Origin of the sequence: Clostridium sp. K13, assembly GCF_019734195.1 — a bacterium.
GTDB lineage: Bacteria > Bacillota > Clostridia > Clostridiales > Clostridiaceae > Clostridium.
The window spans coordinates 21,229-35,952 of sequence record NZ_JAASHM010000034.1; the positions used below are offsets into that span (position 1 = coordinate 21,229).

General features: G+C 27.0%; 18 protein-coding genes and 1 tRNA gene. 4 read left to right on the top strand and 15 right to left on the bottom strand.

Going from position 1 to position 14,724, the window contains the following annotated elements:
* Positions 1-137: 137 nt before the first annotated feature.
* The 10 genes from HCG76_RS15125 to HCG76_RS15170 form a co-directional block, all read right to left on the bottom strand.
* Complete coding sequence (locus HCG76_RS15125; protein ID WP_005212255.1) at positions 138-491, bottom strand: type II toxin-antitoxin system PemK/MazF family toxin; 354 nt, start codon at positions 489-491, stop codon at positions 138-140.
* A gap of 8 nt (positions 492-499) precedes the next feature.
* On the bottom strand, positions 500-760 hold the full coding sequence (locus HCG76_RS15130; protein ID WP_221701426.1) for a hypothetical protein: 261 nt from the start codon (positions 758-760) through the stop codon (positions 500-502).
* A gap of 355 nt (positions 761-1,115) precedes the next feature.
* Entirely contained in the window at positions 1,116-1,727 is a 612-nt protein-coding gene (locus HCG76_RS15135; RefSeq protein ID WP_221701425.1) for a germination lipoprotein GerS-related protein, read from the bottom strand.
* A gap of 120 nt (positions 1,728-1,847) precedes the next feature.
* Entirely contained in the window at positions 1,848-2,228 is a 381-nt protein-coding gene (acpS, locus tag HCG76_RS15140; protein WP_221701424.1) for a holo-ACP synthase, read from the bottom strand.
* A gap of 82 nt (positions 2,229-2,310) precedes the next feature.
* A complete protein-coding gene (locus HCG76_RS15145; protein WP_221701423.1) occupies positions 2,311-2,610 on the bottom strand; it encodes a DUF6514 family protein in 300 nt (99 codons plus the stop codon).
* Between the two features lie 356 nt (positions 2,611-2,966).
* Positions 2,967-3,437 carry an IS200/IS605 family transposase gene (gene tnpA, locus HCG76_RS15150; protein ID WP_221719011.1) on the bottom strand — a complete coding sequence of 157 codons (471 nt, stop codon included), beginning with the start codon at positions 3,435-3,437 and terminating at the stop codon, positions 2,967-2,969.
* Positions 3,438-3,610: 173 nt separating this feature from the next.
* Positions 3,611-3,970: a single-stranded DNA-binding protein gene (locus HCG76_RS15155; RefSeq protein WP_195988266.1), complete on the bottom strand. Its 360-nt coding sequence runs from the start codon at positions 3,968-3,970 to the stop codon at positions 3,611-3,613.
* An 87-nt stretch (positions 3,971-4,057) separates the two neighbouring features.
* Positions 4,058-4,909 carry a YihY/virulence factor BrkB family protein gene (locus HCG76_RS15160; protein WP_221701696.1) on the bottom strand — a complete coding sequence of 284 codons (852 nt, stop codon included), beginning with the start codon at positions 4,907-4,909 and terminating at the stop codon, positions 4,058-4,060.
* A 66-nt stretch (positions 4,910-4,975) separates the two neighbouring features.
* Positions 4,976-7,285, bottom strand: coding sequence for an ATP-dependent DNA helicase (locus HCG76_RS15165; RefSeq protein WP_221701695.1), 2,310 nt, complete (start codon positions 7,283-7,285; stop codon positions 4,976-4,978).
* Positions 7,286-7,430: 145 nt separating this feature from the next.
* Complete coding sequence (locus HCG76_RS15170; RefSeq protein WP_221701694.1) at positions 7,431-8,018, bottom strand: DUF1836 domain-containing protein; 588 nt, start codon at positions 8,016-8,018, stop codon at positions 7,431-7,433.
* 454 nt (positions 8,019-8,472) lie between these two features.
* On the opposite strand from HCG76_RS15170, the gene HCG76_RS15175 reads away from it, so the two are divergent.
* A complete protein-coding gene (locus tag HCG76_RS15175; RefSeq protein WP_133015918.1) occupies positions 8,473-8,718 on the top strand; it encodes an AbrB/MazE/SpoVT family DNA-binding domain-containing protein in 246 nt (81 codons plus the stop codon).
* Between the two features lie 72 nt (positions 8,719-8,790).
* Here HCG76_RS15175 and rsmI read toward each other — a convergent pair whose 3' ends face one another.
* The 4 genes from rsmI to HCG76_RS15195 all read right to left on the bottom strand — a co-directional run bounded on the left by rsmI (position 8,791) and on the right by HCG76_RS15195 (position 12,249).
* Complete coding sequence (gene rsmI / locus HCG76_RS15180) at positions 8,791-9,636, bottom strand: 16S rRNA (cytidine(1402)-2'-O)-methyltransferase (RefSeq protein ID WP_195988262.1); 846 nt, start codon at positions 9,634-9,636, stop codon at positions 8,791-8,793.
* Positions 9,637-9,640: 4 nt separating this feature from the next.
* Entirely contained in the window at positions 9,641-10,381 is a 741-nt protein-coding gene (locus tag HCG76_RS15185) for a tRNA1(Val) (adenine(37)-N6)-methyltransferase (protein ID WP_221701693.1), read from the bottom strand.
* 120 nt (positions 10,382-10,501) lie between these two features.
* Complete coding sequence (locus tag HCG76_RS15190) at positions 10,502-11,725, bottom strand: C40 family peptidase (protein WP_221701692.1); 1,224 nt, start codon at positions 11,723-11,725, stop codon at positions 10,502-10,504.
* 221 nt (positions 11,726-11,946) lie between these two features.
* Positions 11,947-12,249, bottom strand: coding sequence for a hypothetical protein (locus HCG76_RS15195; protein WP_221701691.1), 303 nt, complete (start codon positions 12,247-12,249; stop codon positions 11,947-11,949).
* A gap of 146 nt (positions 12,250-12,395) precedes the next feature.
* On the opposite strand from HCG76_RS15195, the gene HCG76_RS15200 reads away from it, so the two are divergent.
* Both HCG76_RS15200 and HCG76_RS15205 read left to right on the top strand, forming a co-directional pair.
* A tRNA-Pro gene (locus HCG76_RS15200) sits at positions 12,396-12,471 on the top strand.
* Positions 12,472-12,536: 65 nt separating this feature from the next.
* Positions 12,537-13,178 carry an HAD family hydrolase gene (locus HCG76_RS15205; protein ID WP_221701690.1) on the top strand — a complete coding sequence of 214 codons (642 nt, stop codon included), beginning with the start codon at positions 12,537-12,539 and terminating at the stop codon, positions 13,176-13,178.
* 100 nt (positions 13,179-13,278) lie between these two features.
* On the opposite strand, the gene HCG76_RS15210 is transcribed toward HCG76_RS15205, so the two are convergent.
* A complete protein-coding gene (locus HCG76_RS15210) occupies positions 13,279-14,025 on the bottom strand; it encodes a peptidylprolyl isomerase (RefSeq protein ID WP_221701689.1) in 747 nt (248 codons plus the stop codon).
* Positions 14,026-14,163: 138 nt separating this feature from the next.
* On the opposite strand from HCG76_RS15210, the gene bcp reads away from it, so the two are divergent.
* Positions 14,164-14,625 carry a thioredoxin-dependent thiol peroxidase gene (gene bcp, locus HCG76_RS15215; RefSeq protein WP_221701688.1) on the top strand — a complete coding sequence of 154 codons (462 nt, stop codon included), beginning with the start codon at positions 14,164-14,166 and terminating at the stop codon, positions 14,623-14,625.
* Positions 14,626-14,724 lie beyond the last annotated feature (99 nt).

The following is a 14,724-nucleotide window of genomic DNA, read 5'->3' on the forward strand; positions in this document are numbered from 1 at the left end:
TATTTTAAATTAAAGTATACATTATTGTTTTCTAATTGTATATCACATATGTTTTTTCATATATATTTTCACTGAATTTATACTAAAAAAGACAATACATAACTGCATTGTCTTTTTTAGTTAGTTAAATTAAATATTTAAGCTAGACTTATACTAATAAGTAATGATTTATCTACTTTTTTCATATCAGCCTCTGTCATATGACCTATTTTTTCTTTAAGCCTTTTTTTGTCTAGAGTCCTTATTTGCTCTAATAACACAACAGAATCTCTATTTAATCCATATTCCTCTGAAGAAATCTCAACATGTGTTGGAAGCTTGGCCTTATTAATTTGAGAAGTTATAGCTGCTACTATTACAGTAGGGCTATACTTATTACCTATATCATTTTGTATTATAATTACAGGTCTAATACCACCTTGCTCAGAGCCTATAACAGGACTTAAATCTGCATAAAAAATATCCCCTCTTTTTACAACCATAGTCGTCATTAAAAATATCACACTCCGCAAAGCCATTTCTCATATTCATTTATATCATCAAACTTGTATTTAAGTGACTTTTGTGATGAATGAGTATCATATGAAAGTTCTAAATTAATTTTCGACATTTCCTTATATCCATTTTTCATTAATTCAAAGAACTCACTTGCTTCATTCTCCTCACTATATACTATTAAACTATCTTTAATAAATTTACTACTTTTTTCAAAATCATCCTTAAATTTACGAATAATTATATTATCTATATTTTTTGACATATTTGACCTCCTAGGAGTTCTATTTCCTATGTATAAGAAAATTATATTTCAAAATATGTCATTTTGTAAATAGAAATGTCACTATAGGCGTAAATTTTATAATTTTTTACATTTTTTAATTTTATAAAGTATATTAAAATCATTTCTCTTAAGATGATTACTATGTACCTAGATTGTCACTATCAAAAATACAGCTAGATTGAACTAAATACTACATTGGCTAAATTTTCTTTATAATATTTCTCTATAATTTAATCATTGGTTTACTATAATTTTAACTAAAAATTCAGTTTATATTATGAATACTGAATTTTCATCTTAAATTCAGTATTCATTTATACTTGATCTAAAAAGTTTAATTAAATAACTCTTTTTCAACTTCTTTAAGAATTTTAAAGTCTTCATATATTATTCTCATTGAATCATTACCATCTTTATCATAAACTATAATTCCAATAGGCGTTTTTGTTTTTTTATTTATAAAAATTCTAGCACTATTAAAATGCTCATTATTTAAAAATAATTCTGTATCTACCTGTATATATATTTTATCTCCCCATTCTTCTTGTCCCTCTTTTACAGATTCACTCTTTAATGGATAAGATAATATCTTATTCATAAATGCCATGGAATGAAGTATATCCATTTCATTATCAACTATATATTCTCCAGTAGATGAATTATCCTTTACATGAATTCCATCTGATTTATAAAGCTTAACTTTTTCATCAGCAAATTCAATTCTCACACCATCATCTTTCGAATAATACTGCGTCGTCTCCTCTCTTTCTTCTCCTTTGCTATTCTTCACTATGTACTCAACTTTTGTTTCATAACATTTAATATTTTTTAACTCCCTAATTATCTCCTCGTTATTTGGTGAAAGTACCCCTCTAAAAATAACAACAAGAACAATAGATATAAAAGGTATAATAAGTAATAATGTTATAATAATTTTTTTTCTCATAAATCCTCCCATAATCACTATTTCATTATTACTAATATTAAATACTTATTGATTTTATTCATAATTTATTGTTAAGTTACCTAAAAAATATTATTTATGTTAATTATAACTATATAAATATTATGTAGATTGTTGCGATTCTAGTACTACAAATGCAATTGCGCAAGTTCTATTATGAGAAATAGAAACATTAAATAAATAATTATTAACTTTTATTAGTTCTTTTATCTTATCGGATACTTCTACTACAGGTTTACCTAGTTCATCCCTTAAGACTTCTATATCTTTAAAATTGAACCCTCTAACTCCAGTTCCTAATGCTTTGCTTACTGCTTCCTTTACCGCAAAATTTCCTGCGACACTCTCAACTCTAAGTTTACTTCTAGTTAGTTGTTCAATTTCCCTTTTAGTAAATATCTTCTCTAAAAACATTGGTGTATTGTCTATTGCTCTGCTTATTCTATCAATTTCTATTATGTCTGTTCCAATTCCCAATATCATAAAATCACCTCTTTTGTTAAATTATATATGCATAAGAATAACTTAATTATCTTCTATAACCATCCTTTATGTAAATATAATTTTAAAATTCAGCTGCACACAAATCAGAATACTCACCAACAATATCTACTAGATGTATAGGTGAAACTAAATTATTAAATAATAATAGTAATATATCATTAGCTCTTTTTTCTTCACTTGCTACTAAACTCACATAATCTCTTTCTAGGTTTACTACTTGTCCATCATTAAAATCTTGTCTTTCAATTTCAATTCCAAACGCTTGTCTATTTCTTATGTTTTTTTCAGTCATTCTATAAATATACTTAACTTCTTTCTCATTAATATTTACTATTGTACTTAATGTTTTATTTATCTTCATAATTCCCTTACCCCTCTACATATTATTTAATAATAAAACAATACCATACATTGAATTAAAATTATGTCAAATGGTGGTGCCATATAAAATAAATTTTTCCTTAGCTTTCAACATAATTGTAATTTATTACACTTTTTTCAGTTAATATTATAACTTTATTTACTACTATTATTATTTTTCTTATTATAATAAATGTCGAAAGTTATACTACTATAGAAATTTTATTCTAAATCAGGACCACCCGTAAAACGGGTGGTTTGCTCTACGCCTATAAGGCTCTGTTACTGGCTGTGCTACTCGCACGTCGAACGGTTTGCCAACCGCATATTTTTACTGGCTACCCCTAAAGGGGTTTATTACTTGCCTTTCTTTACCGGCTCACCCGTAAACGTGTCTATGTATTCTTTTAAACTCATTTGTTCATAAGCTAAATCTTCTTGAATTTGATTTTTTATATATTCTTCTATTACTTTTTTATTTCTTCCTACTGTATCAACATAATATCCTTTGCACCAAAACTGCCTATTTCCATATTTATATTTTAAATTTGCATGTCGATCAAATATCATCAACGAGCTTTTTCCCTTTAAATATCCCATAAATTGTGAAACACTCAATTTTGGTGGTATACTAACAAGCATATGTATATGATCTTTGCATGCATTTGCTTCTATTATTTCTACTCCCTTTTGGTCACATAACTTTCTCAATATTGCTCCTATATCAGCTTTTATTTTTCCATAAATTATTTGTCTTCTATACTTTGGTGCGAAAACTATATGATATTTACAATTCCATTTACTATGTGCTAAACTACTATTATCCATATTGGATACCTCCTTGTATTATAGTTGTGGTCGGCAAACCTACTATAATTTTACAACGGAGGTTTTTTTATTTCTACTCACCGCTAGAAGCTCTCCGGAACCACAGGTAGAACCTGTGGTATTCTAAATACAAAAAAATAGAGATTGTTTTATAACAATCTCTATTTAATACCCTATTCTTCGCCACTAACTTCGTTATTTTCCCTAAAGTCTCTTCTATTTCCAACAAATTTAAAGTCTTCAGCAACAACTTCAGCTATATATTTCTTATTTCCTTGTTTATCTTCATAACTTCCTGTTTTTAATCTTCCACTTAGACTAATATAGCTTCCCTTAGTCATATACTTACAAACAACTTCTGCCTTTCTTCCCCATATAGTTACTGGAATTAAATCTGCTTTCCTAGTTCCATCAGCTGATTTGAAATTTCTATCAACAGCTATTATGAACCTAGTAAAAACTTTTTCACCATTATCTATAGTTTTTAGTTCAGGGTCCTTTATAAGTTTTCCTAATAATACTATTTTATTCATTTAATTACACCTCCTGAATATTTCACCTTTGAGTATAACCACTTAAAATTTTTCTATTCATGGAAAATCTAATAAATGTATAAATGATTAATTTAATAAGTTTGTTTTCCTAATAACTATAACTGAATTAATCTCACCACCTGCAATAAGAATTATTGAAGTAAGATATAACCAAGTTATTAATATAATAACAGCTCCTAATCCACCATATATCTTTGAATAATTGCTAAAATTATTTATATAAAATGAAAATCCTAAAGATACAACTAACCACCCTAATGTACAAACAACAGCGCCTGGAACAACTTCCTTCCACTTGAGTCTCTTTGAAGGAGTATATCTATATATCCCAGCAAAAATAAATATCATCATAAATATGCCCATTGCATATCTAAGAAAATTCCACACTTTATATACAACCTCTGGGAAAGGTAAATATGAAGCTAATAAATCTCCTATTAAGCGTCCAAATACTAGCATCACTAAGGTCAACATTATTACAAAGGCCAATGAAAATGTGCATAAAATTGCTATTAGAGCTCTTCTTATAAATGATCTGTTTTCTTTTAGTCCATAAGCTTTATTTATCCCTTTAATTACAGCCCTGAAAGCAGATGATGCTGACCAAATAACCAATAATAATGATGCTCCTAATAATCCCGTATTTTGCTTTTCTATAATTTCTATAATTACGTTATAAATAAGTTCAAATGCACTAGTTGGTAAAACTGCTCTTAATGCACCTAATACCTCCATAGAATCTAAATTGCTGAATCCTACTAATGTTAACAAGAAAATTAAAAATGGGAAAAATGATAATATTAAATAATAGGCTAATTGTGCAGCCAAGGCAAATATATCATCATCTTTTATTTTTACTACGAAATAAATTATAAATTCAAAGAAACCTTTTTTTCTGTTAGTCTCTTTTTTAGACATAATATCACCATATTTCCTTTCCAATATTTAAAAAATATAATCTATACCATATTATACAGTTAATTTCTATTTTTTACATTTAAATTTATAATCCTTTATTTCCCATTCCTTAGGCAAAATTAACTTGTATTTAGTACTTGAATATCGTCTATCTATTAATAATATTCTTCCGGTATCATATTCTGTCCTTATTACCCTTCCTACTGACTGAAGAACCTTATTTATTCCTGGATAAGTATAAGAATAATCAAAGCCATTTGCTTCAAAATATTCTGATATTATATTGTTTTCAATAGAAACCATAGGAAATCCAACACCAACAATTATAGCTCCTATTAATTTATCACCTGGTAAATCTACTCCTTCTGAAAACATTCCTCCTACAACTGTAAATCCAGTAATATTATTACCTTCATTAAAGTTATCTAAAAATTTTTCTTTTTTTATTTCAGTCAAATTTTCTTCTTGTACTATAGTTCCCTCTTCCCCATACATTTCTATATATCTTGCATATACTTTGTTTAAGTATTCAAAAGAAGGCATAAATACCATATAATTTCCCTTTTTTTCATTTATAAAATTATTTATAACATTACATAATATATCAGTATTTTTTTCTCTATTAACATATCTCATATCTAAAGGATATAAATATGTTGATAAATTTTCTTTATTAAAGGGTGAATCAAATCTCAATTTAAAACTTTCTTCATCTCCCCCTATTAAATCTACATAATATTTTACTGGAGATAATGTAGCAGAAAATATTATACTTGAATATGCACTTTTAAGAACCTGTCTTAAGTTTTTTGCTGGATTAATACAAAATATCTTTATAGTAAATTCATTTTTATTACTTTTTAAAATAGTTGTATATTCTTTATCATACAACTCGCTTGCAGCAATAAAATTTCTTGCCTCATAATAAAAGTCCAATACCTCTTCATATCCATCTGTCCCTTTACTTTTAACTAAATAACTATCTGCCTCATTAATAAAGGCCCTTAACAACTTTATTAAATCCTTATACTGCTCATTATGGTATTTAAAACTCTTATTAATTTCTTCTAGCTCTCTTCTTATATGTATCATTTCTTTATTTATAGAATTAGAAATTTTATATAAATTTGGTACTTTTCCCTTTATAACTTTATTAACAACCATAACTTTGCTTTTTTCTAAAGTACAACTATACATTTCTCTAGCTCTATTAACTAAATTATGGGCCTCATCTATCAATAGTATATTATCTTCATTTCTATCTTCAAATATTCTTTTCAACCTTACTCTTGGGTCAAATGCATAGTTATAATCACAAATTACTCCATCACACCAATTGCTTAAGTCTAAAGAAAGTTCAAAAGGGCATACCTTGTATTTTTTAGCATATTTAATTATTTCATTTCTAAAAAATTTATTATTACTTTTTATTAAATCATTTATTACATCATTTATTTTTGAAAAATAATCTTTTGCATAAATACAATCATCTGGATTACATTTTACTTCATCATTAAGGCATATTTTTTCCTTAGCAGTAATAGTAACTACCCTAAACTTTAAATCTTTTTTAAATAACTTAATATACGCTTCTTCTGCTACAGTTCTAGTTATTGTTTTCGCAGTTAAGTATATTATTTTCTCACCCCTACCTTCTCCTATCCCCTTTATTGCTGGAAAAATAGTAGATATAGTTTTCCCTATTCCTGTAGGTGCCTGTGCAAATAATATACCTTTTTTCCGTATGTTACTATAGCAACTTACTGCTAACTCCCTTTGTCCCTTTCTATAAGTCTTAAAAGGGAATTTTAGTTCCTTTATACTTTTATCTCTCTTATCTTTAAACTCCTCTTTTAAAGATAATGTTTCTAAATACTTATTTACTAATTCATATACAAATACCTCTAATTCTTCTATAGTATATACATGGTCAAAGGATCTCACTTCATCTGTGTTTAAGTTAAAATAACTTAATCTTATAGTTATATTTTTTATATGATTATTAATACAATAAATATATCCATAAAATTTCCCTTGAGCCCAATGTAATAAATTATAATCTTCATATAAATAACTTAAATCCATATAAGTTGACTTTATCTCTTCTATAATTATATTGTCTTTTTCTTTTATAATTCCATCAGCTCTTCCTTCTACTAATAAAATTATATTTTCTCTTTTAAATTCATACTGAAGCTTTACTTCTTTTTCATAATCTTCATATACTAGAGCATTATCTTTTTGAAGTTTTCCATGAGCAATTGTCCCATCAACAGCACGGCCTCTAGATACAAATCTATCATCTAAGCTACCACTTTTTAATACATATTCAACTATTCCTCTAACTGATTCCTTAAATAGTAATTTTTCATTCATAATATGACCTCTCTTATCTTACTATTTTATTATAACAAAAAAGCTACCAAGTTAATCGGTAGCTTAATATTAGAAATTCATTATTCTTACATAAAGTAATTTTACTGTGTATAACTTCAACTAAATATAAGATTTATAATTCAATTTAAGAATGATATTCTTTTACTATTTTCTGAACTAATTTTTTAATAGCACTAGCTTGAGCAATTAAAGATAAAACTATAACAAATGTTCTAATACTATTTTCATCTTTTTCATCTAATTGTAATTCTTTAATAATATCTTCTAATTTTTCATCATTTATTGCTGTAGCATCTAACTGTTTATCAAAACTTTCTCCTTGTGTTTCGAAGAATAGTTTATATGCTGTTTCCCAATCTATAATATCATCTGATCTATCATTTATTTCATTAAAAGCTAAACTGAAAACCTTCTTAATTTCTTCTGTTGTAAGTATAGGTCTCATATAACTTAATAATACAAGTTGCACTAAATGTATCTTAGTATACCCTCTTTTTTTACCGTCTTCTGGTTTACTAATAACTTCACTTTTTATATAGTTTTGAACTATATTATTAGTATATTTATCTTCAACGAACTTATCATTTAAAAAATCTATGACTTGAGATAAAAAAAGATCATATTTTGGTAACTCTTCATAAGGTATCATCGATGTATTAGATATTTCTTCTGCTAACTCTTTTATATAATTGTTATCAATCTTATTAACCATATTATTTCACCTCATTTTCCTTCTATATTCATCATATATATATTATATAGTAATTATAAACTTATTACAAGTTACTTTCGTCTATCTTATATGTTATTTTTTTTGTTAGTATAATATTAATTTTTAACAGCTTTTATTAAAAGTATTCTTATACCCTTAATATTTTTTACTTTTTTTTCTTTTTTTATTGTGATATATTTAATTTTTTTAAACTTGTCCACTGTAATTCTACAATATTAGAGTACAAACTGTCTTTTATTATGTTTATTTTGTCATTTATTTTATAAAATGTTATTGACTTTTCAAAATTATGGTAGTATAGTTTATTTATGAATTAATTTAGCGAGAATTTTGTAATTAAAACTTTTTTTTAAAGTTTATTATTGACTTTTAATTACATATCTGGTAACATTAATCTGCTAAATGTCGAAACTTGTTTAAGGAGGAATTTAAAATGAAATCAACTGGAGTTGTTAGAAGAGTAGATGAATTAGGAAGAATTGTTATTCCAATAGAATTAAGAAGAACTTTAGATATTGCTGAAAAAGATGCTTTAGAAATATATGTAGATGGTGAACAAATCATATTAAAGAAATATGAACCAGCTTGTATCTTCTGTGGTGATGCTAGAGATGTTGTTAATTACAAAGGTAAAAACATCTGCAAAAACTGTATGGAAGAATTAAAAGTTGGTAAGTAATTAATTTATTACTATACATACTTTTATTAGATAAATAAGAGAGGCTACTAATATAGTAGTCTCTCTATTAATTTATAAATCAATTGCTATTTTATAAACTTCCTTTTTAGGCATTTCTCTTTCTTTTGCAACTATTTTAATAGCTTCCTTTTTATCTATTCCTTCATTAATTAAGTTAATTAAATGTTGTTCAACTGTTATTCCACTAAGCTCTTGCTCTTTTTCTGCTCTAAATTCACTTTCACTTTTGCCAGAAATAACTAATACAAATTCACCTCTTGGCTTATTTTCTAAAAACCAATTATATGCTTCTCCAATAGTTCCTCTATATATATCTTCATGTAATTTTGTTAACTCTCTACAAACAGCTATATTTCTATCTCCTAATGTTTGCTTTAAGTAATCTAAAGTATCTATAAGTCTATGTGGTGATTCATAAAAAATTAATGTTTCTTTTTTATCTTTTATTTCCTCAGCTAATATCTTTCTCTCTTTAGTTTCTCTTGGAATAAATCCTCTAAATATAAATTTTGTAGTATCTAACCCTGAATAAACTAATGCTGTTGTTATAGCTGTAGCCCCTGGTAACACTTCAAATGAAATATTATTTTCTATACATTTTCTTACTACTACACTACCTGGATCTGATATTCCTGGTGTACCTGCATCTGTAACTATTGCTATATTTTTGCCTGATTCTAACTTAGATATTATTTCATCACTTTTTCCTTGTTCATTATGTTGGTGATAACTAAAAAGTGGCTTCTTTATATTAAAATGATTTAATAACTTCAAGCTTTGTCTTGTATCTTCAGCTGCAATTTCATCTACACTTTCTAGCACTTCTAATGCTCTTAATGTTATATCTTTTAAATTACCTATTGGTGTAGGTACTAAATATACCTTTCCATATTCCATATAATTACTTCCTTCCATAAATACGATCTATTTCTTCACTATAATTTCCATTATCATCATATACATATAATGTTTCTTCCCATTTTAAAAATGCCCCACCATCTCTTTGACCTTCTACTAAAACTATATTAGGTGCCTTTTTAGTATTAGGCTGAACCATTCTAACTCTCTTCGGCTCTATTTTGTATTTTCTCATCAATCCAAAAATATCAGCTAATCTTTCTGGTCTATGTACTATAAACATTCTTCCATTATCTTTAAGTAATCTCCTAGATGCTATAATTACATCCTCTAATGTACACATTACTTCATGTCTAGCTATTGCTAATTTATCATTTGGGTTAACTATTCCTGCATTATTTAATTTATATGGCGGATTAACTGTTACTACATCAAATTTTCCTAAAGAGTCTATTAGTTTCTTATCTTTTAAATCACCATGAACAAATTTCACTATATCAGTTATATCATTAAGTTCAGAACTTCTATTAGCCATTTCAACCATATCATCTTGTATTTCCAACCCTATAACTTCTTTAGGATTGTATTTTCCATAAGCTAAAAAAGGAATAATACCTGTACCTGTACATAAATCAACAACTCTATGTTTATTTTTTATATTTGCAAAGTCTGATAATAGAACTGCGTCTACCCCAAATCTAAACCCTTGTTGCTTTTGAATTAACTTTAATCCCTTTAGCTGTAAATCATCTATTCCCTCATCAATGTTTATCTTAACGTTCATAAAACACTCCTTAACTAAATTGCGAATCAATTTATTTCAATTGTAAACTAAGTACTTTTATTATACATATTATATACAAAAAAGACTAGGATTAATAAAATCCTAGCCTATAAATACAAATTATACTACTCTTCTTGCTGTATAGAATTTATATACGCTTGAAACCTTAACTACATCACCAGTACTTGGTGCATGTATCATTTGTCCATTACCTACATATATACCAACATGTCCAGTATGTGGGAATACTAAATCCCCTGGTTGAAGATCATTGTAAGAAACAGGTGTTCCAACATTTATTTGATCATATGTTGTTCTTGGTAAGCTTACGCCTGCTGCATTCCTAAATACATATTGAGTAAATCCAGAACAGTCAAAAGTGCTTGGACCAGTTGCTCCATATACATAATCACATCCTAAGAATTGATATGCATAATCAACTATCGCATTACCTGTTGCAGATACTGTTGAATCTCCTCTATTTGGTTTGCTAGCAGAGTTTTGAGCATCTATCGCAGCTTGAAGTTGTGATACTTTACTTTGTGCTGCTTCTATTTTAGCATTAATTTCTTCTTTAACTATTCCACTCTTAATTTGGTTATCTCTAATATTTCTTAATTGGCTAATTGCACTATTTAAATCTGCCATTGAGCTTGCTGAGTTCTCTATAACTGCAAATTGTGGTGTAACTAATTGTCTTTCTGAAACAGCTAAGAATTCTCTTTCAAATTCAGCTTGTTCAGCTTTTACTTGTGCAACTAATTTTTCTTGTTCATCTTTCTTAGCCTCAAATTCACTTAAAGATTTTTGAGTTTCTTCATTTATCTTAGTAAGTTCTTTATCTTTTTCATCTAAAGATGTAATTTTTTCATTTAGAGAATCTTGCTTGTCCTCTAATTCTTTAACCATCTTTTTATCTATGTTTACTAATCTGCTAGTTGATTCAATCTTGCTAATTAAATCATTAAAACTATCAGCGCTAAATAATAACATTATGTAGCTACTTTGTCCACCTGATTTATATAACTCTCTGATTCTTTTTCCTAAAACCTCTTCAGTCTTAGAAATTTCTTCTTTCGCAGTTTCAATTTCTTTTTCTGTGTTTTCTACTTCAACCTTTATTTGTTCCATTTGAGTATTGTTAGATTCAATTGTTTGTACTAAAGGTTCTATTTCCCCATTTAAAGCATATATTTGAGTATTTATATCCTCTATCTTTTGCGTTAATTCATCATACTTTTTCTGATTTTCTATTACTTCTTGATTTGGTGTTGCAAAGGCAGGCATTGCTGAAGTAATAACTAAAGTTGCAGCCAATACAGCTGATATTATTCTTTTCTTCATTTTGTCCGTAGGTCTCTGACCTTCCCCCTCTCCTTTGTTTTCCTTACCATTATACCACTTATGGAAACTTTGGACAATGGTAAATTTTAAAAACTGCTAATTTACTCAATGTAAATGTATACTGTTATTTTATTTCCTGGAAAATTAATGCCCTTTTTTAACCATATAAAAAATATATACTTGCTAATTTATAGCAAGTATTAATAAATAATATTTATCGTTTATTTTCTAATTTTTTTGTTTAATATGTATTGAGTGGCAGATAATAAAGCTATACATAAAACAAATATAATAACAACTGTTTTACTAACTGTTCCAGAAATAAAAGATATAATAGAGCATATTAACCCTATTCCCCCTATTCCTAAATTAGTATATCCACTAACCTTCATTGCTTTAACTTCATTATAGGCTTCTTTATCTGTAGTATCTATACTCTTTATATACTTGTTGTTCAATAAAAATGACCCTAATAGAATGAATCCTAAGCTCCCTAGAAACATTACTATAACTGTAATATTCATATTCTCACCTCACAAAAATATTTACAATATAAAATTATAACACAATAATTATTACTATAACTTATCATCCAAATAAATTTTATAAATATATTTTAATAAAAGTGTTGACATAATTGCAAATTACAAATATAATATTAAATGTACTTCGGGGTGTGGCGCAGATGGGAGCGCGCGTGGTTTGGGACCATGAGGTCGCAGGTTCGATCCCTGTCACCCCGACCAAAGAGATAGGTTTTGATCTATCTCTTTTTTTGTTATATATTTTTCTAAAGTTAGGAGATGATTATTTGAATAATATAAAAGCTGCTATATTTGATTTAGATGGTACACTTGTTGATTCTATGTGGGTATGGCATCAAATAGATATAGATTATTTATCTAAAAAAGGACATGCTGTTCCAGATAATTTAACTGATGAAATTACGCATTTAAGCTTTTCTCAAACTGCTGAATATTTTAAAAATAGATTTTCTATTGAAGATTCAATACATGATATAATGTCTACTTGGAACTCTATGGCATATGATCATTATAAAAATAACGTGAAACTAAAAAAGGGTGCTCTTGAATATTTACAAAAACTAAAAAATTCAGGAATAAAAATAGGACTAGCTACTAGTAATTCTATGCCTTTATTAACTGCAACATTAAAAAATAACAATGCTTTTGATTTATTTGATGCTATTACAGTTACAGATGAAGTAAAAAAAAGTAAAAGCAATCCTGATATATATCTATTAGCGGCTAAAAAGCTAGGAGTATCTCCTTCTGAATGTATGGTATATGAAGATATAATTGCTGCTGTTGAGGGCGTAAAATTAGCTGGTATGAAAGTTACTGGTGTATATGATGAACATGCTAAACATCAAATTGATATTCTAAAAAAAGAATGTGACAAATACATATATAGCTATGAAGAATTACTTTAATCCTTAACTATTTAAACTTAATATCAATAAAAAAAATCACATGTATAAGCATTTGCATTAACATGTGATTTTCTATTACTAATTTAATATTTCTATTAAATTAAAATCTCTTAACATCATATTTAGCTTCAAGTTCTTTTATTAAATCTAAATATTTCTTTTCTTGATTTTCTTGAATTAACTTTTGTATAATTTGATTTTTAACACCTTCAAATTCTAAAGTCTTTGGTTCATTTTTAGCATCAACTTTAATTAAGTGATATCCAAATTGAGTTTGAACTGGTTCACTTACTTTTTCTAAATCTAATGCAAAAGCAGCTTCTTCAAATTCTGGAACCATCATTCCTCTACCAAATACTCCAAGACTTCCACCTTGTTCTTTAGATGGGCAAGTAGAATATTGTTTAGCAGCTTCCTCAAAAGATAACTCTCCATTTTCTACTTTATTCTTAACATCAGAACATAATTCTTCATTATCAACTAATATATGCTTTGCAGATACTGTTGCTGGTTGTTCAAATTCATTTTTATGTTCATCATAATATTTCTTAGCATCTTCATCAGTAACAGTTACTTCTGATAATACTTTATTAATTGTTACTTGTGTAAGTAAATCTTTTTCAACTTGAGCTAAGTTTGCCTTATACTCTTCTGTTTCATTTATTTTCATTTCAGTTCCTAATTTGTACATTAAATCAAATGAAATCATTTGCTCTAATAATTGCTTTTTACCCATTTCAGAGTTGAACATTCCTCTTTTATCTGCAGGATATCTCATTATTATTGCATTTAAATCATTTTCTGTTATTTCAACACCTGAAATAGTAGCTAAAATTTTGTTTTCCATATAAAATTCTCCTTTTTTGTATATGATGTATATAATTATATCAGATTTTTACCAATGTATATAGTTACAATTATTTTATTGATTATATTTTTCTATTATTATATAATAATAATTATTATTAAAATTTAGGAGGTCAATATGGTAGAAATTAATTCTTTAGTTCCTGATTTTTCACTAATGGGTTCTGATGATAAGGAACATAAATTAAGTCAATATAAAGGTAAAAAGGTAATACTTTATTTTTATCCAAGAGATAATACTCCTGGTTGCTCAACTGAAGCTTGTGACTTTAGAGATAATACTACTAACTTTACTGATAAAAATGCAATTGTTATCGGTATAAGTAGAGATTCTTTAAAATCTCATGCGAAATTTATTGAAAAATTTAATCTTCCATTCATACTTTTAAGTGATGAAAATGAAGAAGTTTGTAACTTATTTAATGTTATTAAAGAGAAAAACATGTATGGTAAAAAAGTTATGGGGATAGAAAGAAGTACTTTTATAATTAATGAAGAAGGTATTCTTGTTAAAGAATATAGAAAAGTTAAAGTTAAAGAGCACGTAAACACAATTCTTGAAGACTTAAATTCACTATAGAAATAAACTGCGAACTACAGTAAGAACGAAAAATGGAATATTACTTTTCCGGGAAGCGGTGAAATTTTCACTTTGAATTTATATAATTGACTCCATAAA

Coding starts and splice junctions, on each gene's coding strand:
- HCG76_RS15185 (WP_221701693.1), bottom strand. CDS start 10,381: ATGAACGTTAAGATAAACATTGATGAGGGAATAGATGATTTACAGCTA.
- HCG76_RS15155 (WP_195988266.1), bottom strand. CDS start 3,970: ATGAATAAAATAGTATTATTAGGAAAACTTATAAAGGACCCTGAACTA.
- HCG76_RS15145 (WP_221701423.1), bottom strand. CDS start 2,610: ATGAAGATAAATAAAACATTAAGTACAATAGTAAATATTAATGAGAAA.
- HCG76_RS15135 (WP_221701425.1), bottom strand. CDS start 1,727: ATGAGAAAAAAAATTATTATAACATTATTACTTATTATACCTTTTATA.
- tnpA (WP_221719011.1), bottom strand. CDS start 3,437: ATGGATAATAGTAGTTTAGCACATAGTAAATGGAATTGTAAATATCAT.
- acpS (WP_221701424.1), bottom strand. CDS start 2,228: ATGATATTGGGAATTGGAACAGACATAATAGAAATTGATAGAATAAGC.
- HCG76_RS15190 (WP_221701692.1), bottom strand. CDS start 11,725: ATGAAGAAAAGAATAATATCAGCTGTATTGGCTGCAACTTTAGTTATT.
- HCG76_RS15210 (WP_221701689.1), bottom strand. CDS start 14,025: ATGGAAAACAAAATTTTAGCTACTATTTCAGGTGTTGAAATAACAGAA.
- HCG76_RS15195 (WP_221701691.1), bottom strand. CDS start 12,249: ATGAATATTACAGTTATAGTAATGTTTCTAGGGAGCTTAGGATTCATT.
- HCG76_RS15160 (WP_221701696.1), bottom strand. CDS start 4,909: ATGTCTAAAAAAGAGACTAACAGAAAAAAAGGTTTCTTTGAATTTATA.
- HCG76_RS15125 (WP_005212255.1), bottom strand. CDS start 491: ATGACGACTATGGTTGTAAAAAGAGGGGATATTTTTTATGCAGATTTA.
- bcp (WP_221701688.1), top strand. CDS start 14,164: ATGGTAGAAATTAATTCTTTAGTTCCTGATTTTTCACTAATGGGTTCT.
- HCG76_RS15175 (WP_133015918.1), top strand. CDS start 8,473: ATGAAATCAACTGGAGTTGTTAGAAGAGTAGATGAATTAGGAAGAATT.
- rsmI (WP_195988262.1), bottom strand. CDS start 9,636: ATGGAATATGGAAAGGTATATTTAGTACCTACACCAATAGGTAATTTA.
- HCG76_RS15165 (WP_221701695.1), bottom strand. CDS start 7,285: ATGAATGAAAAATTACTATTTAAGGAATCAGTTAGAGGAATAGTTGAA.
- HCG76_RS15130 (WP_221701426.1), bottom strand. CDS start 760: ATGTCAAAAAATATAGATAATATAATTATTCGTAAATTTAAGGATGAT.
- HCG76_RS15170 (WP_221701694.1), bottom strand. CDS start 8,018: ATGGTTAATAAGATTGATAACAATTATATAAAAGAGTTAGCAGAAGAA.